This is a genomic window from Streptomyces sp. NBC_00490 (genome assembly GCF_036013645.1).
Lineage (GTDB): Bacteria > Actinomycetota > Actinomycetes > Streptomycetales > Streptomycetaceae > Streptomyces > Streptomyces canus_F.
The window spans coordinates 9,282,915-9,303,775 of the sequence record NZ_CP107869.1 but is presented as its reverse complement, the minus strand read 5'-3'; the positions used below and the strand labels follow the sequence as shown (position 1 = coordinate 9,303,775).

The following is a 20,861-nucleotide window of genomic DNA, read 5'->3' as shown; positions in this document are numbered from 1 at the left end:
CTCTGCATCGATGTTCATCGATATAGAAGTCAGCTTGGCCCCTGATTCGACAAGTGTCAACATAGACGCATGTCGAACACCGAGGCGCTGCCTCTGCTCGAGCCCGAGACCTCCGCCACCGTGGCACCGTGCTGCCCGCCCCTGACCGAGCGGCCCCTGACCGCGGAGGAGGCCGAGCGGACCGCCACGATGTTCAAGGCCCTCGGCGACCCGGTGCGGCTGCGGCTGTTCTCGCTGATCGCCTCGCACGCGGGCGGCGAGGCGTGTGTGTGCGACATCTCCGACGTCGGCGTCTCCCAGCCGACCGTCTCCCACCACCTGAAGAAGCTCAAGGAGGCCGGCCTGCTCACCTCCGAGCGGCGCGGCACCTGGGTGTACTACCGGGTCGAGCCGTCCGTGGTCGCCGCGATGGGGCAGATGTTGCGCACCTTCGGGTGACTGCCCGACGCACCGCCCGCGCACGAAGGTCGGCGCCACCAGCGCCGGTTCAGCGCGCCCAGTGCGGCACCCAGGTCTCCGCGTCGACACGGAGACCTGGGTCCGCGCTGTCGAGGTAGGTACGGAGCCTCGCGAGGGCGGGGTGGGGGTTGTCGGACCGCCAGATCAGTGAGTGCGGGTAGACCGGCACCGGGTCGCGCAGCGTGATGCGGCGCAGGTCCTGGTCGGTGGGCCAGACCATGCGGGTCTGTTCGCCGACCAGGGTGGCCAGCAGCGGGGTGTCGGCGATCGTGTCCAGGAGCGGATCGGTGCCGAAGTCGGGTCCGGTCGCCTCGATGGTGAGACCGAACTCCGTGGCGAACTCGTCGTAGTACGACGCCCATTCGGTACCGGCGACCAGGCCCGGCATCCAGATCCGGTGCCCGGCGAGCTGGGCCGGGGTGACCGCGCGGGCCGTGGCCAGGGCGTGCCGCGGCCCGGTCAGCAACTGGACGGGCTCGTCGTGGACCCGCGCCGCGTCGATGCCGTCGGGGAGGCGGCGAGCGGGGACGGTGACGGCACGGAAGGAGGCGTCGATCGTGCCGGACCGGATGGCGGCCAGTGCCTCCTTGGCGTCGAAGAGGGTCACCACGTCGAGTTCGACCTCGGGGCACGCGCGGTGGAAGCCGCGCAGCAGTGCGGCCGGGCCCAGCCGGCGACCGATCACGTCCACGCGCAGAGCACGGGAGCCGGGCCGTACGGAGGCCATGGCCCGCTCCGCGGTGTCGAGCAGCGCCCGGGCGTGCGGCAGGAACGCCTGACCGTCGATGGTGAGCCGCACTCCGCGCGGGGTGCGCGTGAACAGGCGTACGGCGAGCTCCTTCTCGAGCGCGGCGACACGCTTGGAGACCGCCTGCTGGGTGACCGACAGGGTCGTGGCGGCGTCCTGGAGGCGTCCCGTCTCCGCGGCTGTCACGAACGTCCGCACGGCTTCGAGGTCCATGGCCGCCATCGTAGAGGCACAACTTCTGGTTGTGTCCGAGCCGCTCGGGGGTTGTTTGATCTCCGGATCCGTCGACCGCTTGGATGTCCGTGGACCAGGGAGAGAGGCGGCGGCATGGGGCGGGCGTTCGGGTGGTTGTGGGCGGCGTACGGCGTCAGTGCGCTCGGCACCGCGCTGGCCCTCCATGCCTTTCCGCTGATCGCGATCCTCGTGTTGCACGCAGGTCCGGCCCAGGTGTCGGCGCTGGCAGCGGCGGGGCTCGCGGTCGGGGCGGTGGTGGCGGTGCCGCTCGGGCCGTGGGTGGAGTTCCGCCGTAAGCGGCCGGTGATGATGGCCATGGATCTGGCCCGGTGCGCGCTGCTGCTGAGCGTCCCCGTGGCGTACGCCTTCGATCGCCTCAGCTTCGCACAACTTCTGGTTGTGTCGGTGCTCGTCGCCGCGGCCGACATCACCTTCACGGCCGCTTCCGGCGCCTGCCTCAAAGCGTTGGTGCCGCCGGAGGATCTACTGACCGCCAACGGACGGTTCGAGGCCACGATGTGGACCACCACCATGATCGGGCCGCCCCTCGGCGGCGCGGCGATCGGGCTGCTCGGCCCCGTGGTGACCGTCGTCGCCGACGCCGTCAGCTATCTGCTCTCGGCGGTCGGGATCCGCGCCATGGGCGGGAAGAAGGAGGTCCGCCCGATACGGCCCGAGACGGGAAACCGGCTCAGGGGCCGTGACCTGCTCGACGGCTGGCGCTTCATCCTCACCGATCCGGTGCTGCGCCCGCTGTTCCTCAACGCCGTCCTCGTCAACGGGCTGATCATGGTGGCCGCCCCGCTGCTCTCCGTCCTCATGCTCGGCGGCCTCCATTTCGCGCCCTGGCAGTACAGCCTCGCCTTCGCGGTGCCGTGCGTCGGCGGACTGATCGGCGCACGGATCTCCCGGCGGCTCGTCGCACGGTTCGGCCGGCGCGAGGTCCTCGTCACCGCCGGAACCCTGCGGGTGTGCTGGCCACTGGGGCTGGCCTTCGTCGGTCCCGGTGTACCCGGGCTCCTGCTGGTCATGGTCGTCGAACTCGGGCTCATCACCTGCATCGGCGTCTTCAACCCGGTCCTGGCCACCTACCGGCTCGAACACACCCCGCCCGACCGTGTCGCCCGCACACTCTCCGCCTGGTCCATCAGCGCCAAACTGACCATCGCCGCCCTGACCGCGCTGTGGGGCCTGCTGGCCGTCCTCACCACCACCCGCACCGCCATCGCCGTGGCCGGAGTCCTCCTCCTGGCCACGCCGCTCCTGCTCGGCAGGCGCGCGCTGCCGTCGGCCTGAAGCGGCAGCGGATCACCTCCGGAGCGCGGGCGCTACCCCGGCCCTTCCCCGGGGCCTGCTCCTCACAGCCGTACGACGATCAGGGCCGTGTCGTCCGTGGCGCCCTCCGGCGGGAGGAGTTCCTCCAGGACCGCGTCCGCCAGCGTCTCCGGATCGGCGTCCCGGTGGCGGGTCAGGGAGTCCGCAAGGCGCCCCAGACCGATCTCGATGTCCTCACGGCGGCGTTCCACCAGGCCGTCGGTGTAGAGCACCAGGGTGGCGCCGGCGGTGAAGGAGGTCGTCGCCTGCGGGCGCGGGACCGGGTCGGGGCTGGCATCCAGCGGCGGGTCCGTGGCCGCTTCGAGGAACTCGACCTTGCCGTCGGCGTGGACCAGGGCCGGCGGAGGATGCCCCGCACTGCTGTAGGTGACGGTGCGGGCGTCGAAGTCGATGAACGTGATGACCACCGTGGCGGACTCCGCACCGGCCACCACGTGCGCGTAGCGCCCCAGGACGTCCAGGGCCTGCGCGGGACCCTCGGCCACCCGCGAGGCGGCGCTCAGCGCGCTGCGCAGCTGACCCATCGCGCAGGCCGCCGCCAGCCCGTGGCCGACGACGTCGCCGACCGCGACACCGATACGGTCGCCGCCGACCAGATCCACGAGGTCGTACCAGTCGCCGCACACGTTCAGCGCGCCGACCGCGGGCCGGTAGCGGACGGCCACCCGGTGGTCCCCCTTCAGCCGGGGTGTCGGCAGCATGGCCTCCTGGAGCGCCAGCGCGACCTCCCGCTCACGGGCGTGGGCCTTTCTCAGGCGCTCGTTGACCTCCTGCAACTCCCGGGCACGGATGTACAGTTCGGCCTCCAGCGCCCGGGCTCGGGTGCCGACGGGCCCGCCGCGGTCGCGGATGAACTCGGTGACCTCCTCCACCCGGTGCACCAGCAGCGCGACCTCGCCGTCGGGGCCCAGCACGGGGGCGTTGACCGGGCTCCAGTAGTGCTCCTCCCAGCGCCCCGGCAGCTCCAGGGACCGGACGTCGTAGCGCTGCACGGCCATGGTGTCGCGCTCGCCGGTGGTCAGGACCCGCTGCAAGGAGGCGGCCAGATTGCGCATGCCGGAGGCGCCCGGGTCCTCCGGGTTGTCCGGGAAGACGTCGAAGAGGTAGTGACCGACCAGCTGCTCCCGGCTGCGGCCGGACATACGGACGAACTCCTCGTTGGCGTCCACGTACACCAGACCGGGGGTCAGGACCGCCACCATGCCGGGCAGGGCCTGGAACACCGCTGCGTAGTCGATCCCCGTGTCCACCATGGCACTGCCGCCTCACTGCCGATATTGCATCACTTCCCACGATATGAGTCGACGGTGTCCCGCGGGCGCTTCTCGCAGATCACGGGCGCCCGTAATTCGGTTGCCCCGGCCCTGTCCCCACGGGCTAGATTCCGCGCATGGCAGACATTCGGGGCTCGTACGACGATCTGTTCACCGCCGTGCCGAACGCGCTGGCCGGTTTCCTCGACGCCGGGGACGTCGGCGGCTCGGCCGCGGTCTTCGTGGACGGTGAGCCCGTGGTGGACGTCTGGGGCGGCTTCGCGGACGCCGGCCGCACGGTGCCGTGGGAGCGGGACACCGTCACCAACGTCTGGTCGGTCACCAAGACGATGACGGCACTGTCCGCGCTGGTGCTGGCGGACCGGGGTGATCTCGACGTGGACGCGCCGGTCGCCCGGTACTGGCCGGAGTTCGCCGCGGCGGGCAAGGAGAAGGTGCTGGTACGGCATCTCCTCTCGCACACCGCCGGGCTGCCGGACTACGACGGGCCGGTGGCGGAGCTGTACGACTGGGCGGCGGTCACCGCCCGGCTGGCCGCGCTGGCGCCGCAGTGGGAGCCCGGGACCGCGGCCGGGTACCACTCGCTGACGCAGGGGTTCCTCGTCGGCGAGGTCCTCCGCCGGATCACGGGCCGGACGCCGGGCGCGTACTTCGCCGAGGAGGTGGCCGGGCCGCTCGGCGCCGACTTCCGGATGGGGCTGTCCGCCGAGCACGACCACCGCGTCGCGCTCGCCGTTCCGCCGACCGGCCAGGACGAGGACTACGTCGCCGGGGCCGCGGGCCAGGACCCGACCCCCTCCACGGCCACCGGGATCCGGCTCCGGGACGGCAACAGCGTGGCCTGGCGCCGGGCCCAGATCCCCGCGGCGAGCGGCTTCGGCAACGCCCGCTCGGTCGCCCTCGTCCAGTCGGCGATGGCCTGCGCGGGCACGGTGGGCGAGGTCCGGCTGCTGTCCCCGGCCGGCTGCGCACGGGCCTGGGAGGAGCAGTACACCGGCGAGGACCGCATCCTGGGCATGCCGATGAGCTGGGGCCTCGGCTACGGCCGCTTCGGCACCACATACGGCTGGGGCGGCTGGGGCGGCTCACTCGTCATGATCGACCCGGACGCCCGGCTGACGGTGGCATACGTGACGAACCAGATGCGCCAGCCGGGGTCGGACCAGCGCGGCCTGGAACTGGTCATGGCGGCCTACGAGGGACTGCAGGGGCTCGCGGGCTGAGCCTGGGGGTGGGAGGGGCAGCGCGGAAGCGCGCACGGGTACGAGGCCGGGCACCGGGGGCCGGCAAGTGTCCTGCGCGCGGGCCCCTGTCGTGGAGGCCGCCCCGCCGGAGGGGCCCGCGCCCCGCGCCCCGCACCCGGGGCTTCGGGCCGCGGGGCACCGGACGCCCCGCCCGACTTCCCTCGCATCTGTGCCACGCGGATGCGCCGCAGGCCCCTCGTGGCGCATTCTTGCTGTGTGTCGCCCGTGGGACGGTGCAAGGACAAGGCAGGCCGATGACTGGGAGCGGCGAGGACGCGCACCGGGCGCCGGGACGGCTGGCCGCGCTGCTGATCGACGCCTCGACGGAGGCGATCGGCGCGGGCGGTGGTCACGCCGGCGGCGTCTACCTGCGTTCGAGCACCCCCGGAACGCTGCGTCTGGCGGTGCTCGCCGGGCTCCCGGGACCATTGTTCCGGCCGTGGTGGCGGCTGCACGCCGACCGTCCGTTCCCCGTCGCCGACGCCTACCGGCTCGGGGTGCAGGTCGTGCTGCCGAACGCCACGGAGACCATGCGCCGCTACCCGCAGTTCGCGGCCGGTCTGCCGTTCCAGTTCGGGTCGTTGTACGTACCGGTTGTGGGGAGGTCCGCGACCTACGGCGTGCTGACCGTGCTGCGTCCTTCCGTCGCGGACGCCACCGAGGTGCCGGCCGAGCGGGAACGGGTGGCGCGGGTGGCGGAGGATCTGGCCCGCCGCCTCGAGGAGCTGGGGGACACCGAGCCGGTCGCCTGGGACGGTGAACCCCTGTGCGTGCGGCCGCCGACCGCGCAGGTGTCGGCGGGACGGCTCGGACGGTTCGCCTGGGATCCGGAGACCGGCGTGGTCACCGCGGACGCGCATCTGCATGCCCTGCTGGGGGTGGCCCCCACGGAGTTCGGCGGCACGATCGAGGCGCTGGCCCGGGCCGTGGCCCCCGACGACACCCGGCGTGTCCTCGCGGCACTGCGGGAGGCCGCCGCGAGCACACCGTCGCTGCCGCTGTATCTGCGGGCCGCGGACGGCGGGCTGCGGCTCATCGAGTTCTGGACCCCCGACGCCTCCACCGCCGCGTCCGGCGCACGGCCCGTCCGGGGTTTCGTCCTCGATCCCGGGCCCGGTTCCACGGCCGACGCCGCCGATCTGCTGCCGGAGGGCGTCTTCTGCCTGGACCGGCTGGGGCTGGTCACCTACGCCAATCCCCGCGCCGCACAGCTCCTGCACCGGCCGCGGGACGTACTCCTGGGCCGCCCGCTGTGGGACGGCGTGCCCTGGCTGGCCCAGCCCGACTTCGAGGACCATCTGCGCGGCGCCCTGCTGTCGCCCGAGCCGGTGCATCTGCATGTGCGGCGGCCGCCCGACGCGGACACCGCCTACGAGGGCGACCGGCTCGCGCTGTCCGTCTACCCCGGCCCGGACGTGCTGACCTGCACGGTTCAGCCGACGAGCCGGATGCCGGAGGCCGCCGACTCCTCGGAGGCCGCCCAGACCGGTACGTCGTCGCTGGCGCCGCTGTACCGCCCGATCGTGCTGGCCATCGCGCTGACCGAGGCGGTCACCGCCCGTCAGGTGTCGGCCGTGGTCATGAAGGAGCTGCTGCCCGTGTTCGGGGGCCGCCGGCTGGCGATCTACCTCCTCCAGGACCGGCATCTGTACCTGGCGTGGGAGTCCGGATTCCCGCCGGGGTTCCTCGCCCCGTTCGACGGCGTGGGGCTCGACGAGCATCTGCCCGGCGTCGAGACGCTCACCAGCGGCAAGCCGCTGTTCTTCGACTCGATGCAGCAACTCACCGACGCCTACCCCGGCATCCCGCTGGACGCGACGGAGGGCGCCCGTGCCTTCCTGCCGCTGATCGCCTCGGGGCGTCCGGTCGGCTCCTGCATCCTGGGCTTCGACCGCCCCCGCACCTTCACCGGCGAGGAACGCTCGGTCCTCACCGCGCTCGCCGGGCTGATCGCCCACGCCATGGACAAGGCACAGCGCTACGAGAGCGAGGCCGCGCTCGCCCGTGGTCTCCAACAGGCCCTGCTCCCCCGCCGTCTGACGGACCATCCGCTGGTGGAGACGGCGGGCCGCTATCTGCCGGGCACCCAGGGCATGGAGGTGGGCGGGGACTGGTACGACGTCGTGGAGGCGGGCGACGGTCTGGCCCTGGTCATCGGGGACGTCCAGGGACACGGTGTGCAGGCCGCCGCGACGATGGGCCAACTGCGCAGCGCGGTAAGGGCGTTCGCGCTCGGCGACCGGCCGCCCGACGAGGTGATGAGCGGTACGAACCATCTCCTCATCGACCTCGACCCCGGCCAGTTCGCCAGTTGCTGCTACATCCGCCTCGACCCGGTCACCGGGCTCGCCCGGGTGGCCCGCGCCGGACACCCGCCGCCCCTCCTGCGCAACGCCGACGGCAGCACCCGCGTCCTGGACCTGCCCGGCGGCGTCGTGCTCGGTGTGGACCCGGGCGCCCGTTACCCGGTCACGGAGTTGCGGATCGAGCCGGGTGCCGTCCTGGCGCTCTACACCGACGGTCTGGTCGAGCGGCCGGGCATCGACATCGACGACGGCATCAGCGCGCTGCGCGTGGCCCTGGCCCGGGCCGGGGCTCCCACGGCACGTCTGGCGGGTGTGGCGGACTGGCTCACCGCGGCGGCCCGGCAGGCCGTCGAGCGACCCGACGACATCGCGCTGTTGCTCGCCACCCGCAGGCGGCAGCGGTGAGGAACGGTGGCTGTTCTGTGACGGTGTGTGACGCCTCTCGCCTCATGGGGCCGTGCAGTGTAGACATGGCACATGGCCCGACTCTCGCAGCGTGACGCAGGCCGGTCGCGGCGCGGGCGAGTCGCCGAAGCCCGGTCGGCGCTGGGTGGACGCAGCGTAGCCGGACAGGTGTTCGTATCGCAGGTCGCGATCGTGCTGCTGCTGGTCGTGGCCGCGGTGGTGGCGCTGGTGCTGCAGGTGCGGCACGACAGCACGATCGAGGCCCGCAACCGTTCGGTCGCGGTCGCCGAGGCGTTCGCCAACGCGCCGGGCACCCGCGAAGCCCTCGACGCCCCCGATCCCACGGCGGTCCTGCAGCCGCGGGCCGAAGCGGCGCGCAAGGCCACCGGCGTGGACTTCATCGTGGTCCTGAACACCGACGGGATCCGCTACACGCATCCCAAGCCGGACCGCATCGGGAAGAAGTTCGTCGGCACCCTGGCGCCCGCACTGGCGGGGAAGGTCGTGACCGAGGAGGTCGACGGGACCATCGGCCGGCTGGTGCAGGCCGTCGTACCGATCAAGGCGCCCGACGGGAAGGTCGTGGGGATGGTGTCGGCCGGCATCACCACCGAGCACGTGGGCGGCACCGCGGACGAGCAGATGCCGCTCCTGCTGGGCGCCGCGGCGGGCGGCCTCGCCCTGGCCACGGCGGGCACGGCCCTGGTCAGCAGGCGGCTGCGGCGCCAGACGCACGGTCTGGGACCGCACGAGATGACCAAGATGTACGAGCATCACGACGCGGTGCTGCACGCCGTGCGCGAGGGCGTGCTCATCGTGAGCGGCGAGGGGGTGCTGTTGCTCGCCAACGACGAGGCCGAGCGGCTGCTCCATCTGCCCGCCGACGCCGAGGGCCGCCACGTCCTCGAACTCGGCCTTCCGGCGGACACCGCCGACCTGCTGGCCTCGGGGCGGGTCGCCACGGACGAGGTGCACCTGGTCGGCGACCGGCTGCTGGCCGTCAACCAGCGGCTCACGGACCTGGAGGGCGGCCCGGCCGGCAGCGTGGCGACGCTGCGCGACTCGACGGAACTGCGGGCCCTGTCCGGCCGGGCCGAGACGGCACGGGAGCGCCTGAACATGCTGTACGACGCCGGGGTGGGCATCGGCACCAGCCTGGACGTGACCCGGACCGCCGAGGAACTGGCCGAGCTGGCCGTGCCCCGGTTCGCGGACTTCGTCACCGTGGACCTGTTCGACGCCGTACTGAGCGGCGGGCAGCCGGACTCGGGCACCGATCTGCGCCGCACGGCGTTCAGCGGGATCCGCAAGGACGCGCCGCTCCACTCGGTGGGCGACCGGATGCGGCTGGTCGCGTCCTCGCCGCAGATCCGCGCGCTGCACTCCGGGCAGGCTGTCCTCGAAGCGCGTCTGGCCGAGTCCCCCGGCTGGCGGGCCCAGGACCTCGAACGGACCGCGCAGGTCCTGGAGTTCGGCATCCACTCGCTGATCGCGGTGCCGCTGCGCGCGGGCGCCCTGGTCCTGGGTGTGGTCAACTTCTGGCGCTCGGAGAAGCCCGAGCCCTTCGACACCGACGAACTCGCCCTGGCGGAGGAGCTGGTGGCCCGGGCCGCGGTCTCCATCGACAACGCCCGCCGCTACACCCGCGAGCACACCATGGCGGTGACGCTGCAACGCAGTCTGCTGCCGCGCAACCTGCCCGAGCAGAACGCCCTCGACATCGCCTATCGCTACCTGCCCGCGCAGGCGGGGGTGGGCGGCGACTGGTTCGACGTCCTGCCGCTGTCCGGCGCGCGCGTGGCGCTGATCGTCGGGGACGTCGTCGGCCACGGACTGTACGCGGCGGCGACGATGGGCCGGCTGCGTACCGCGGTCCACAACTTCTCCGCCCTCGACCTGCCGCCCGACGAACTGCTGGTCCTGCTGGACGAACTGGTCAGCCGCATCGACCAGGACGAGACCCAGGACGGCGACAGCGCCCCGGTCACCGGAGCGACCTGTCTGTACGCCGTCTACGACCCGGTCTCCCGGATCTGCACCGTCGCCCGCGCCGGACACCCGCCGCCCGCCCTGATCCACCCGGACGGCAGCGTGGAGTTCCCGGACGTGCCCGCGGGTCCCCCGCTGGGTCTCGGCGGGCTGCCGTTCGAGACGGCCGACCTCGAACTGGCCGAGGGCAGCCGTCTCGTGCTCTACACGGACGGGCTGGTCGAGGACCGGGAGCGGGACATCGACGTAGGTCTGGAACTCCTGCGGACCGCCCTGGAGCGGGCCGGTGAGTCGCCGGAGGACACCTGCCGGACCGTGCTCGACTCCCGGCTCACCTCCCGGGCCGTCGACGACATCGCCCTGATCGTGGCCCGCACCCGGGCGCTCGGCGCGGACCAGGTCGCCGAGTGGGACGTGCCGTCCGACCCGGCGGCCGTCGCACAGGTGCGCGCCGACGTCACCCGGCAGCTGTCCCGATGGGGGCTGGAGGAGCTGGAGTTCGCCACCGAGCTGATCCTGAGCGAGCTGGTGACCAACGCGATCCGGTACGGCGGCGAGCCCATCCGCGTGCGGGTGCTGCGCGACCGCAGCCTGATCTGCGAGGTCTTCGACAGCAGCAGCACCTCGCCCCATCTGCGGTACGCGGCGATGACGGACGAGGGCGGCCGCGGCCTGTTCCTCGTCGCGCAGCTCGCCGAGCGCTGGGGCACGCGGTACACACCCGAGGGCAAGGTCATCTGGGCGGAGCAGCCGCTGCCGTAACCGGCACACCTTGTTCATAGGTACGAACCTTTGACGCGACGGGTTCTCATTGTGTCGTGGCTCTGATAGTAAACCTTCCTATCAGTTCACGTACGGCCAACTCCCCACCCCCCACCTCCCTTTGGAGCCGCCGTGAAACACCCCACGCACGCCTCGCGCCGCACCGTCCTCACCCTGATCGGCGCGTCCCTCGCCACAGCACCCCTGCTCACCTCCCCAGCCGCCGCGGCCCGCACGACCGCGACGGGACTCGACGACCCGGCGAAGAAGGAGATCGCCATGCAGCTGGTGTCGAGCGCGGAGAACTCCTCGCTCGACTGGAAGGCGCAGTACCGGTACATCGAGGACATCGGCGACGGCCGCGGCTACACCGCCGGCATCATCGGCTTCTGCTCCGGCACCGGCGACATGCTCGACCTCGTCGAGCTGTACGCCGACCGCCGCCCCGGCAATGTCCTCGCCCGCTACCTGCCGGCGCTCCGCCGGGTCGACGGCACCGACTCGCACGCCGGACTCGACCCGGACTTCCCCCGGGACTGGCGCCGGGCCGCCCAGGACCAGGCGTTCCGGCAGGCGCAGAACGACGAGCGCGACCGCGTGTACTTCACCCCGGCCGTGCGCCAGGGCAAGGCCGACGGGCTGCGCGTGCTGGGCCAGTTCGCCTACTACGACGCCATCGTGATGCACGGCGACGGCAGCGACCCGACCAGCTTCCGCAACATCCGAAAGCGCGCCCTGAACCAGGCCAGGCCCCCGGCCCAGGGCGGCGACGAGGTCACCTACCTGCATGCCTTCCTGGACGCGCGGGTGTGGGCCATGAAGCAGGAGGAGGCCCACAGCGACACCAGCCGCGTCGACACCGCCCAGCGGGTCTTCCTGCGCGCGGGCAACCTCGACCTGAACCCGCCGCTGGACTGGAAGGTGTACGGGGACAGTTACCACATCGGCTGACCGTCCCGGAGCACCGCGGTCCCGGCTACGGACGCTGACCGATGCGGTCCACGACGCCCAACTCCTCCCGGGCACGCATCTCGTGGTACCGGTCGCGATGCTGGAACTTCCCGTCGACGACGACCGCGGTGCTCCCCTTCAGACGCAGCCCCAGGTACGCGTAGTCCGTCGCGTCGAAGATGAACGCGAAGTCGAACTTCGGGTAGGAGACGGCCACTCCCTTGCGGCCGAGGCCGTCCACCGCCTCGCGGTCGATCCGGATGCCGGGGATCCGGGCGACCGCCTCGAACGTGGCCGCCTCCAGCCCGGGCGGCATGATCCGCGGAACCACGAAGAACTGGACGGCGTTGGCGAACGCCATGGCGTCGATGTCGGCCTGGCTCATCGGCGCCTCCCGGGCCTTGTCCGATCCCACCGACGCATTCACCCGCTTGTCGTCGGTGCTCAAGCCCATCCGCAGCCTGTCCAGGAGCTTGTCCGGGTCCGTCGGCCACTCCGCCAGCTTGGCGTACTGGGTCGGCGGCCACATCACCTCGTTCCTGCCGAGCGGCGGATCGCGGTGGACCTTGCCGTACTCCTGGCGCCGGGAGGGCTTGGAGCCGTCCACGGACATCCAGCTCTCGTCCGTCCAGGTCCGGTGCTTCCCGCCCTTCACAAAGGTCCGGGTGATGAACATCTTGGTGTAGACGTACTGGTCGTCGCGCGGGACCGGCGTCCCGGCGCTGTCGGCACGGGATCGCGCCGCGGCCTTGTGCAGCAGCTCGGCCGCGCTCATCGTCGCCATCCGCGAGGTGTCCGCGCCCCCGTCTCCGTCGTGCCGGGCGGCCACGACCACGCCACCGGCGACGGCCGCCGTGGCGGTCCCCACCACCGCGACCCTGAGCATCAGCCGCCGGGACAGCGCGCCCGAGCGGCCGTCCCGGACGATTTCACGCCGCAGCCGGGCGCGGGCGGCGAAACGGGCGTCGTCGGTGAGCGGGGCCACGTCGGCCTCGAACTCGCGCACCACAGTGAGGTCATCCACGGTCGGTCTCCTCGTTCTCCTCGTGAAGGGCTGTGGGGTCCGCCCCGCCCAGTGCGTCGCGCAGCCTGGTCCGCGCCCGGTTGAGCCGTGAGCGCACGGTGCCCACGGGGATGCCGAGGGCCTCCGCGGCCTCGGCGTAGTCGAGATCGCCCCAGGCGATCACCAGCAGCACGTCCCGGTAGCGTGCGGGCAACTTGGCGAGCGCACCTGCCAGTTGGGCGCGGGAGTGCTCGGCGCCGACCTTCGCCACGACCCGGTCGGCCAGCGCCTCGCCGCCGTCACCGGCCCCCGTCGAGGCGACGCGCGAGAACGCCCTCAACCGTCGCGCCTCGGCGCGCCGGTGCTGGCCGACGAGGTTGGTGACGATCCCGTAGAGCCACGGGCGGGCGTGTGGCCGGGACAGGTCGTAGCGGTGGCGCTGCTGGAACGCGATGACGAAGGTCTCGGCCATCAGGTCGTCGGCCGCCTCGGCGCCGAGCCGTCGGGCCGCGTAGCGGTGGATGTCGTCGGCGTAGCGGTGGAAGAGGATCTCGAAGGCATCGGGCTCCTCCCGCGAACGCTCGACGACCGAGGCGTCGGACTCGACGCCGTCGCGTGGGACGACGTCGGGAAGGTCTGCGACGCTCGGATCGCCTGTCGATTGCATGCGGTTCCCTCAAGTCATGGGCATGGTCGACTGCTGTTGGCCGATGCCCGCGATCGAGTTCCCGTCCGGCATGGGAGAGTGCCCGCACAGCCCGTCGAGGTCATAAAGTAGCCTTATGAGCTCATAGATCGGACCCGCGTACCAGCTTAGGCTTGCCTTAGTTTAGGCTTCCCGACGAGATCGCTTTGTCGCCACTCGAAGGGAACCTGATCATGCCCCGCCCCCTGCGGGTAGCCATCGTCGGCGCCGGCCCGGCCGGCATCTACGCCGCCGACGCTCTGCTCAAGTCCGACGTGGCCACCGAGCCCGGTGTGTCCATCGACATCTTCGAGCGGATGCCCGCCCCGTTCGGGCTGATCCGGTACGGCGTCGCTCCTGACCATCCCCGCATCAAGGGCATCATCAAGGCCCTGCACCAGGTCCTCGACAAGCCGCAGGTCCGTCTCTTCGGCAACGTGGACTACGGCACCGACATCCACCTGGACGACCTGCGCGCGTTCTACGACGGCGTGATCTTCTCGACCGGTGCCATGGCGGACCGCGAGCTGAAGATCCCCGGTGTCGAGCTCGACGGCTCCTACGGCGCCGCCGACTTCGCCTCCTGGTACGACGGCCACCCGGACGTGCCGCGCACCTGGCCGCTGGAGGCCGAGAAGGTCGCCGTCCTGGGCGTGGGCAACGTGGCGCTCGACATCTCCCGCATCCTCGCAAAGACGGCCGACGAGCTGCTGCCGACCGAGATCCCGCCGAACGTCTACGAGGGCCTCAAGGCGAACAAGGCCGTCGAGATCCACGTCTTCGGCCGCCGTGGCCCGGCGCAGGCGAAGTTCAGCCCGATGGAGCTGCGCGAGCTGGACCACTCCCCCAACATCGAGGTCATCGTCAACCCCGAGGACATCGACTACGACGAGGGCTCGATCGCCGAGCGGCGGGGTAACAAGCAGGTCGACATGGTCGCCAAGACCCTGGAGAACTGGGCCATCCGCGACATCGGCGACCGTCCGCACAAGCTCTACCTGCACTTCTTCGAGTCTCCGACGGAGATACTCGGCGAGGACGGCAAGGTCGTCGGTCTGCGCACCGAGCGCACCGAGCTGGACGGCACCGGCAACGTCAAGGGCACCGGGCAGTTCACCGACTGGGACGTCAACGCGGTCTACCGCGCGGTCGGTTACCTCTCCGACAAGCTCCCCAAGCTGCCCTGGGACATCGGCTCGGGCACCGTCCCGGACGAGGGCGGCCGCGTCATCCAGGAGAGCGGCGCGCACCTTGCGTCCGTGTACGTCACCGGCTGGATCCGGCGCGGTCCGGTGGGCCTCATCGGCCACACCAAGGGCGACGCCAACGAGACCGTGGCGAACCTGCTGGACGACTTCGCGAACGACCGTCTGCAGACGCCGGCCTCTCCCGAGCCGGAGGCCGTGCAGGCGTTCCTCGCCGAGCGCGAGCTCCGCGTCACCACCTGGGAGGGCTGGTACAAGCTGGACGCCGCCGAGAAGGCGCTGGGCGAGCCGCAGGGCCGCGAGCGCGTGAAGCTCGTCGAGCGTGAGGACATGCTCAAGGCGAGCGGCGCGTAAGCGAGTTGTTCCGTACGACGTGACGGGGCCGGGGGTGCGCCCCCGGCCCCGTCACGCGTCTCAGTGCTCCACGGTGACGACGATCTTCCCGACCTGCGAGCCCGCCTCCATGTACCGGTGCGCCTCGGCGATCTCCTCCAGGGCGAAGACGCGGTCCACGACAGGTGCGAACACACCTGTGCTCAGACCGGCGGTGACGAACGCCTCGGCGCGGCGCAGCCGTTCGGGGTCCCGTGTCGTCTCGGGGAGGGTGTAGGTACGCATGTTCAGCGCGGGCATGCCGAGGTCGAACCCGGGGTACGGGGTCGGCTCCCCGCTCAACGCGCCGTACAGGAACAGTGTGCCGCCGGGGGCGACCACCCGGGCCAGGTCCACCACCCCTGGACCGGCGACGGCGTCGAAGACGAACTCGGCGCCGCGCCCCGCCGTCAGCTCCAGCACCCGGCCGACGACGTCGTCCTCCGCGGTCACGATCACCTCGGCCGCGCCCGCCTTCAGCAGCGCCTCCCTCTTGGCGCGGGTGCGGGTGGTGGCGACGGGGACCGCGCCGACGCTGCGGGCGACCTGGATGGCGGCCAGGCCCACGCTGCTGGACGCGGCCGTCAGGACGACGGTGTCCCCGGCCCGCATCCCGCCGACCTCGACCAGCGCGCCGTAGGCCGTCATGTACGGCATCCACACCGCGGCCCCGGCGATGGCGTCTAGCCCGTCGGGGCGGCGCAGTACCGCCCTGGCGGGGACGAGGGCGCGCTCGGCGTAGACCCCGTAGTCGTTCATGGAGAACGCCGGTACCACGCTGACCTGTTGGCCGGTCGCGAACCCCGTCACGTCCGCGCCGACCGCCTCGACGATGCCCGCGGCCTCGATGCCGAGCCGGGCGGGGAGCCGTGCGGGTTCGATGTACTGGCCGCTGCGGAACAGCACTTCGGCCCGGTTGAGACCGATGGCGTCCACGCGGATCAGCAGCTCGCCGGCGCCGGGTTCGCCGACCGGCACGTTCTCCAGCCGCAGCACCTCGGGCCCGCCGAGTTCATGGAACCGCACGGTTGTGGTCATGACGCATCCCCCTGAAGCCTGAAGTTCGATGACTACCGTAGTTCGACAGTCACCGTACTTCAATAGCCCCTAGAGACGGTCGAGTTCTCCCGTCGTACGCCCCAGGCAGGCGACCGGGCCGCCCAGGTCCGGAACGTCGATCTCATGGAAGCCGAGGCGGTCGTAGAAGGCGCGGGCCGGGACGTTGGCCGTCGCCATCACCAGATGCACGGCCGGCACCCCGCGATCCCGCAGGGCCCGCAGGAAGGTCCGCATCAACTCCCGGCCGTGACCGCGGCCCTGCCACTCGGGGAGCAGGTCGATGTGCAAGTGGGCGGGGTAGGCGGCGAGTTCGGGGACGACCATGCGCTCGGGGTGATGCAGCAGCGGGATCATCGCCTCGTCGGGGGTGGCGGGCGGGCCGCTGCGTTCCGGGTAACGGTCGGCGACCAGCGGGAGCCACTTCTCGCGGAAGTCGTCGGCGAAGCGGGCCGTGTCGGCGGTGCCGAGGACGTAGCCGACCGCCTGCCCTTGCCCGTCGTCCAGCACGAACACGAGGTCCGGTTCCAGTTCGGCGTAGGGAGTCGCGAAGATCACCGGAAGGATTCCGGGGTCCGCGTACACGGGGCGGCTGTCCAGGCCGTTGTGTGCGGTGCGGATGCAGATGTCCTCGAGGGCGGCTCGGTCCTCGGGACGGTACGAGCGGATCACGGCTGACGAAGTCATCGCAGCATCCTGCATACTTGGGAGCGCTCCCACAACCCCATGGACGGAAGATCACCTGTTAGCGTCCTGCGGTGTTCTCCCTCCATGAGCCTGCCCTCTTCACTCGCCTTCGTACCGCGCGACGGGTACTCGTCGCCGGCGCGGGCGGCGGTTTCGACATCTACGCCGGTCTTCCGCTGGCCCTCGCGCTGAGGGCGGCCGGAAAGGAAGTACATCTGGCCAACCTGTCGTTCTCGGATCTGTACGGCCTCGACACGGACGTGTGGCTGGACATGGACGTCGCGGCCGTGCGCCCCGACACCGCCGCCCGCGGTGACTACTTCCCCGAGCGCTCCCTGGCCCAGTGGCTGGACCACCAGGGTCTGCCCGCGACGGTCTACGCCTTCCCGCGCACCGGCGTACAGCCGCTGCGGGCCGCCTACCGCACGCTCCTCGACCACCTCGGCCCGGTGGACGCGATCGTGCTGGTGGACGGCGGGACCGACATCCTGCTGCGGGGCGACGAGCACGGACTCGGCACCCCGGAGGAGGACATGGCGAGCCTGGCCGCGGTGGCGGGGCTGGCGGACATACCCGAACGACTCGTGGCGTGCCTCGGGTTCGGGGTGGACGCCTACCACGGCGTCAACCACTCCCTGGTCCTGGAGAACCTGGCCGCGCTGGACCGCGAGGGCGGCTATCTGGGCGCGTTCTCCCTGCCGCGCGAAAGCCGCGAAGGCGCCCTCTACCTCGACGCGGTGGCCCATGCCCAGGAGTGCACCCCGGAGCACCCGAGCATCGTCAACGGCTCCATCGCCGCGGCCGTGCGCGGCGACTTCGGGGACGTCCGCTTCACCGAACGCACCCGCGACAGCGAGCTGTTCATCAATCCGCTCATGGCCCTGTACTTCTGCGTCGACGCCCCGGCCCTCGCCCGTCGCAACCTCTACCTGGACCGGCTCGAGGACACCGCGCTGATGCGCCAGATCAGTTCCGTCATCGCGGACTTCCGTGACGAACTGCCACGGCAGCGGCCACCACGCGCGTACCCGCACTGAAGGTCACGTTTCGGGGAATCCGCCGTGATCGCACGGCAAGGCTGTATACGCTCCAGGTTCTTCTTCACTGAACCTTCACAAGGGGGGCCTTGTCATGCGTATACGCCTTGCCGCCACGACCGCCGCCGCCGCGGGCACACTGCTCGCGCTCACGGCCGTACCGGCCCAGGCCGCCGAGTACACGTCCGCGCTGAAGCTCCGCGGCGTCCAGTACGACGCGCCCGGCAGCGACTCCAACAGCTGCTCCACGGGGAACACCAAGGACGAGTATCTGACCGTCAAGAACTACTCGTCGAGCAAGACCGTGAACCTGAAGGGCTACGTCGTCGAGGACGCGGTCGGCAACTACTTCGAGTTCCCGGCGAACCACTACCTCCAGCCCGGTGACTACGTGAAGCTCCGGGGCGGCAACGGCTCCGACTCCGACGCCAAGAACGTCGTCTACCGCGACAACTGCAACTTCATATGGAACAACGACAAGGACACGATCTACCTCTACAAGCCCTCCGGCAGCCGGGCCGACGTGCACTCGTACACCAAGAGCGGCTCCGACCCGGACGGGAACGGTTACATCAAGTTCCACAGCTGAGGTCGCGCCTGGCCAGCACTCCCAGCACCACGACCAGCAGAGCGAGGGCGGCCGCCTGGGCGACCGCCCCGACGAGGAACACGGCGGGCAGCGGGAAGCCGAGCCACGGGAACAGGGCCGCCACCCGCACCGCGAGGATCAGCAGGCCCAGTACGGCCAGGGCCAGGGCACTGCTCCCGGCGCCCGGTTCCGCGCGGCGGGCACCCAGCAGCAGCCAGCCCAGGACGGCGAGCACGAAGCAGGTCGCGGGCGCCCAGGCGATGTCCGCCATGGCGGGCAGGACGGCGACGGAGGCGCCCGTGACGACGCAGCAGGCCAGGAAGGCGAGGCCGGGGGCATCGCCGGGCAGCGTGGCCTGCGGCGCGTCACGGTGGTACGCGGCGCACACGGCGAGGGCCGGCAGCCAGGCGAACAGTGCGTTGGCGGTGGCGAACCACGGGTCGGACGCCGACCAGTCGCTCACCAGCGGCGCGATCAGCGGCCACAGTGAGGGCAGCGCGGCCAGCAGAACGGCGGCCCGGGCGAGGCGCCGGCGGTCGTGGACGAGAGCGAAGAACCCGACCGTCCACAGCAACGGCAGCACCCAGCCGGCGACGGTGACGACGGTCTCCGTCGGGCCGCCACCGGCGAAGCCCGTCAGGAACATGTCCCATTCACGCGCGCCGCGGGAGGCCGACCAGGTCACCCGCAGGATCTCGTCGGAGACGACGGCGGCCGCCTGGAGCAGTACGGCGTACAGCGCGAAACGCCGGACGGCGGAGCCGAGCAGGGCGTAGCGGCGAGGCGCGCCGACGGTGGCCAGCCTGCTGCGCACGGCGAGGGCGGCGATGCTGGCCACCTCCCCGAGCGTGGGCCTGCTCTGGTCCTGGGTGTCGCGGTCGACGTCCCACAGATAGACCTCGACCATTTCCTCCTCCCGGTCCCTGCGGTAGTAGGCGGGGAGCAGGCGCAGCACGGTGCGGTAGCGCGCTTCGAGCAGGGTCGTCATGCGAGGCCTCCCGCGAGTCCCGGTCCGGTGACGGGTGGGGTGCCGGTGGCCTTGCGGCCGTCGGCGATCCGCTGCTTGGCGGCGCTGGCGCCCGCGGCCATCCGCTCCGCCTCGGCGTCGAGGGCTCGCATGCCCTCGTCGGTGAGGCGGTAGTAGCGCCGGAGGCGGCCGTCGTGGACCTCCTCGCGGTCCAGCACGATCAGAGCGTCCGCGGTGAGCCGGTCCAGCACGCCGTACAGCGTGCCGACCCGCATCTGCACCGCTCCGGCGGAGAGTTCCTCGACCTCGCGCAGGATGCCGTAACCGTGCCGCGGTTCGTCCGCCAGGGCGGTGAGGACGAAGAACGCCGCCTGTGTCATGTTCCTCGATGCCATGTAACTGAATATATCGGCTCCCGATATATTCCGCGAGCGCGACACGCCCTTCCGGTAGCTGTCCGGGTCAGAGCGTGCGGCCCAGCAGCTCCAGCAGTCCGTCGCCTCGGCGCGGTGGCGGACGCCCGCCGTGGTGAGGGCCTGGTCGAGGCGGGCTATCTGGTCGGCCGGGTCGGTGGAGTCCTGGTCGGCGTGGCCGAAGTGGAGCTCGGCGGTGATGCGGTCGGCGAGGAGGTGGGGGCTGTCCGGGGGCGTCGGTGGCGAGGAACGCGCCGTGGAAGCCGGCCGCCGCGGCGACGGGGTCGGGGTGGGTGCCGGCGGTGCGCAGGGCGAGCCCCGCGCCCACGCAGTAGCCGGTCACGCCCACCTTGCCGTCGGTGGCCGGCGGGGACCGGGCGAGCCAGTCGAGACAGGTCGGCCGGGCGGAGGCTCGCGATGATCTCCGGGCGTTCCGCCGGGTCGATGAAGTCGGGCAACTCCACCAGGGGTGCCCCCGGCCGGAGCGGTGGAAGACGTTGGGGACGAGGACGGTGTAGCCCGCCGAGGCCAGCCGCTCCGCCATGCCCTTGAGGCGCGGGCGCAGTCCGAAGGCGTCCGAGCCGCCCCCGCCCGGCGTCACCCAACCGCCGTCACCGACCCCTGGCACGGCCCGGCGCCACCTCCGGCCTGCCTCCACCCAGCGACACCCGACCGGCATCACCGACCCCCGGCCCCACACACCGGCCGTCACAACCGGCGAGCTTGCCACCCGCCATCACCACCAGCCGCCACCTGACCGCCGCCACCGACCCTCTGCACGGTCCGCCATCGCCAACCCGCCGTGACCACCGGCCGTCACCCACACGTCGTCACCACAAGGCCCTCCCCACCAGCCGCCACCAGACCGGCATCACCGACCCCCGGCACACCCCCGGCCCCACACACCGGCCGTCACAACCGGCGAGCTTGCCCCCCGCCATCGGCACCAGCCCGGCAGCACCGACCCCTGGCACGGCCCAGTGCCACCACCACCCGTCACCAGACCGCCATCACCACCACCCGTCACCTGACCGCCGCCACCGACCCTCTGCACGGTCCGCCATCGCCAACCCGCCGTGGCGACCGGCCGTCACCCACACGTCGTCACCACAAGGCCCTCCCCACCAGCCGCCACCAGAC

18 protein-coding genes are annotated in these 20,861 nt (G+C 71.8%); 9 read left to right on the top strand and 9 right to left on the bottom strand.

What is annotated here, in order from left to right; genetic code table 11:
* The first annotated feature begins 69 nt into the window (after positions 1-69).
* On the top strand, positions 70-438 hold the full coding sequence (locus OG381_RS42465) for an ArsR/SmtB family transcription factor (protein ID WP_327721297.1): 369 nt from the start codon (positions 70-72) through the stop codon (positions 436-438).
* A 49-nt stretch (positions 439-487) separates the two neighbouring features.
* On the opposite strand, the gene OG381_RS42460 is transcribed toward OG381_RS42465, so the two are convergent.
* Positions 488-1,420, bottom strand: a complete 933-nt coding sequence (locus tag OG381_RS42460; protein WP_327721296.1) for a LysR family transcriptional regulator — start codon at positions 1,418-1,420, stop codon at positions 488-490.
* A 114-nt stretch (positions 1,421-1,534) separates the two neighbouring features.
* Here OG381_RS42460 and OG381_RS42455 point away from each other — a divergent pair, with 114 nt between their 5' ends.
* Positions 1,535-2,737 carry an MFS transporter gene (locus OG381_RS42455; RefSeq protein WP_327721295.1) on the top strand — a complete coding sequence of 401 codons (1,203 nt, stop codon included), beginning with the start codon at positions 1,535-1,537 and terminating at the stop codon, positions 2,735-2,737.
* A gap of 62 nt (positions 2,738-2,799) precedes the next feature.
* On the opposite strand, the gene OG381_RS42450 is transcribed toward OG381_RS42455, so the two are convergent.
* Positions 2,800-4,029 carry a PP2C family protein-serine/threonine phosphatase gene (locus OG381_RS42450; RefSeq protein ID WP_327721294.1) on the bottom strand — a complete coding sequence of 410 codons (1,230 nt, stop codon included), beginning with the start codon at positions 4,027-4,029 and terminating at the stop codon, positions 2,800-2,802.
* Positions 4,030-4,166: 137 nt separating this feature from the next.
* On the opposite strand from OG381_RS42450, the gene OG381_RS42445 reads away from it, so the two are divergent.
* The 4 genes from OG381_RS42445 (at position 4,167) to OG381_RS42430 (ending at position 11,707) form a co-directional block, all read left to right on the top strand.
* Positions 4,167-5,273, top strand: coding sequence for a serine hydrolase domain-containing protein (locus tag OG381_RS42445; protein WP_327721293.1), 1,107 nt, complete (start codon positions 4,167-4,169; stop codon positions 5,271-5,273).
* Positions 5,274-5,548: 275 nt separating this feature from the next.
* On the top strand, positions 5,549-8,005 hold the full coding sequence (locus OG381_RS42440; RefSeq protein WP_327721292.1) for a SpoIIE family protein phosphatase: 2,457 nt from the start codon (positions 5,549-5,551) through the stop codon (positions 8,003-8,005).
* 72 nt (positions 8,006-8,077) lie between these two features.
* Positions 8,078-10,756, top strand: a complete 2,679-nt coding sequence (locus OG381_RS42435; RefSeq protein WP_327721291.1) for a SpoIIE family protein phosphatase — start codon at positions 8,078-8,080, stop codon at positions 10,754-10,756.
* Positions 10,757-10,888: 132 nt separating this feature from the next.
* Complete coding sequence (locus tag OG381_RS42430; protein WP_327721290.1) at positions 10,889-11,707, top strand: chitosanase; 819 nt, start codon at positions 10,889-10,891, stop codon at positions 11,705-11,707.
* Between the two features lie 25 nt (positions 11,708-11,732).
* Here the strand turns inward: OG381_RS42430 and OG381_RS42425 are convergent, their stop codons facing one another.
* The gene (locus tag OG381_RS42425) at positions 11,733-12,731 is read right to left on the bottom strand and encodes a CU044_5270 family protein (RefSeq protein ID WP_327721289.1); all 999 of its coding nucleotides are present in this window, start codon (positions 12,729-12,731) and stop codon (positions 11,733-11,735) included.
* Positions 12,724-13,377 (bottom strand): RNA polymerase sigma factor, encoded by a 654-nt coding sequence (locus OG381_RS42420; RefSeq protein ID WP_327721288.1) that lies wholly within the window; start codon positions 13,375-13,377, stop codon positions 12,724-12,726. The genes OG381_RS42425 and OG381_RS42420 overlap by 8 nt, the downstream gene beginning before the upstream one ends.
* 212 nt (positions 13,378-13,589) lie before the next feature.
* Between OG381_RS42420 and OG381_RS42415 the strand changes: the two genes are divergently transcribed.
* Positions 13,590-14,954, top strand: coding sequence for an FAD-dependent oxidoreductase (locus OG381_RS42415; protein ID WP_327721287.1), 1,365 nt, complete (start codon positions 13,590-13,592; stop codon positions 14,952-14,954).
* Between the two features lie 60 nt (positions 14,955-15,014).
* Here the strand turns inward: OG381_RS42415 and OG381_RS42410 are convergent, their stop codons facing one another.
* Positions 15,015-16,010, bottom strand: a complete 996-nt coding sequence (locus OG381_RS42410) for a zinc-dependent alcohol dehydrogenase family protein (protein ID WP_327721286.1) — start codon at positions 16,008-16,010, stop codon at positions 15,015-15,017.
* A 69-nt stretch (positions 16,011-16,079) separates the two neighbouring features.
* Entirely contained in the window at positions 16,080-16,715 is a 636-nt protein-coding gene (locus OG381_RS42405; protein WP_327721285.1) for a GNAT family N-acetyltransferase, read from the bottom strand.
* A gap of 71 nt (positions 16,716-16,786) precedes the next feature.
* On the opposite strand from OG381_RS42405, the gene OG381_RS42400 reads away from it, so the two are divergent.
* Together OG381_RS42400 and OG381_RS42395 are read left to right on the top strand one after the other, a co-directional pair.
* Positions 16,787-17,752 carry a DUF1152 domain-containing protein gene (locus tag OG381_RS42400; RefSeq protein ID WP_327721284.1) on the top strand — a complete coding sequence of 322 codons (966 nt, stop codon included), beginning with the start codon at positions 16,787-16,789 and terminating at the stop codon, positions 17,750-17,752.
* A 94-nt stretch (positions 17,753-17,846) separates the two neighbouring features.
* The gene (locus OG381_RS42395) at positions 17,847-18,341 is read left to right on the top strand and encodes a lamin tail domain-containing protein (RefSeq protein ID WP_327721283.1); all 495 of its coding nucleotides are present in this window, start codon (positions 17,847-17,849) and stop codon (positions 18,339-18,341) included.
* Here OG381_RS42395 and OG381_RS42390 read toward each other — a convergent pair.
* The 3 genes from OG381_RS42390 to OG381_RS42380 all read right to left on the bottom strand — a co-directional run bounded on the left by OG381_RS42390 (position 18,325) and on the right by OG381_RS42380 (position 20,349).
* Positions 18,325-19,329, bottom strand: coding sequence for a hypothetical protein (locus OG381_RS42390; RefSeq protein WP_327721282.1), 1,005 nt, complete (start codon positions 19,327-19,329; stop codon positions 18,325-18,327). The genes OG381_RS42395 and OG381_RS42390 overlap by 17 nt on opposite strands.
* Positions 19,326-19,688 (bottom strand): PadR family transcriptional regulator, encoded by a 363-nt coding sequence (locus OG381_RS42385; protein WP_307037009.1) that lies wholly within the window; start codon positions 19,686-19,688, stop codon positions 19,326-19,328. The genes OG381_RS42390 and OG381_RS42385 overlap by 4 nt, the downstream gene beginning before the upstream one ends.
* Positions 19,689-19,770: 82 nt before the next feature.
* Positions 19,771-20,349 carry a dienelactone hydrolase family protein gene (locus tag OG381_RS42380; RefSeq protein ID WP_327721281.1) on the bottom strand — a complete coding sequence of 193 codons (579 nt, stop codon included), beginning with the start codon at positions 20,347-20,349 and terminating at the stop codon, positions 19,771-19,773.
* Positions 20,350-20,861 lie beyond the last annotated feature (512 nt).

Bases quoted from the DNA above. Each gene is read 5' to 3' on its own strand.
- OG381_RS42445 (WP_327721293.1), top strand. From the start codon at position 4,167: ATGGCAGACATTCGGGGCTCGTACGACGATCTGTTCACCGCCGTGCCG.
- OG381_RS42415 (WP_327721287.1), top strand. From the start codon at position 13,590: ATGCCCCGCCCCCTGCGGGTAGCCATCGTCGGCGCCGGCCCGGCCGGC.
- OG381_RS42460 (WP_327721296.1), bottom strand. From the start codon at position 1,420: ATGGACCTCGAAGCCGTGCGGACGTTCGTGACAGCCGCGGAGACGGGA.
- OG381_RS42405 (WP_327721285.1), bottom strand. From the start codon at position 16,715: ATGACTTCGTCAGCCGTGATCCGCTCGTACCGTCCCGAGGACCGAGCC.
- OG381_RS42395 (WP_327721283.1), top strand. From the start codon at position 17,847: ATGCGTATACGCCTTGCCGCCACGACCGCCGCCGCCGCGGGCACACTG.
- OG381_RS42390 (WP_327721282.1), bottom strand. From the start codon at position 19,329: ATGACGACCCTGCTCGAAGCGCGCTACCGCACCGTGCTGCGCCTGCTC.
- OG381_RS42440 (WP_327721292.1), top strand. From the start codon at position 5,549: ATGACTGGGAGCGGCGAGGACGCGCACCGGGCGCCGGGACGGCTGGCC.
- OG381_RS42410 (WP_327721286.1), bottom strand. From the start codon at position 16,010: ATGACCACAACCGTGCGGTTCCATGAACTCGGCGGGCCCGAGGTGCTG.
- OG381_RS42465 (WP_327721297.1), top strand. From the start codon at position 70: ATGTCGAACACCGAGGCGCTGCCTCTGCTCGAGCCCGAGACCTCCGCC.
- OG381_RS42385 (WP_307037009.1), bottom strand. From the start codon at position 19,688: ATGACACAGGCGGCGTTCTTCGTCCTCACCGCCCTGGCGGACGAACCG.
- OG381_RS42455 (WP_327721295.1), top strand. From the start codon at position 1,535: ATGGGGCGGGCGTTCGGGTGGTTGTGGGCGGCGTACGGCGTCAGTGCG.
- OG381_RS42420 (WP_327721288.1), bottom strand. From the start codon at position 13,377: ATGCAATCGACAGGCGATCCGAGCGTCGCAGACCTTCCCGACGTCGTC.
- OG381_RS42450 (WP_327721294.1), bottom strand. From the start codon at position 4,029: ATGGTGGACACGGGGATCGACTACGCAGCGGTGTTCCAGGCCCTGCCC.
- OG381_RS42435 (WP_327721291.1), top strand. From the start codon at position 8,078: ATGGCCCGACTCTCGCAGCGTGACGCAGGCCGGTCGCGGCGCGGGCGA.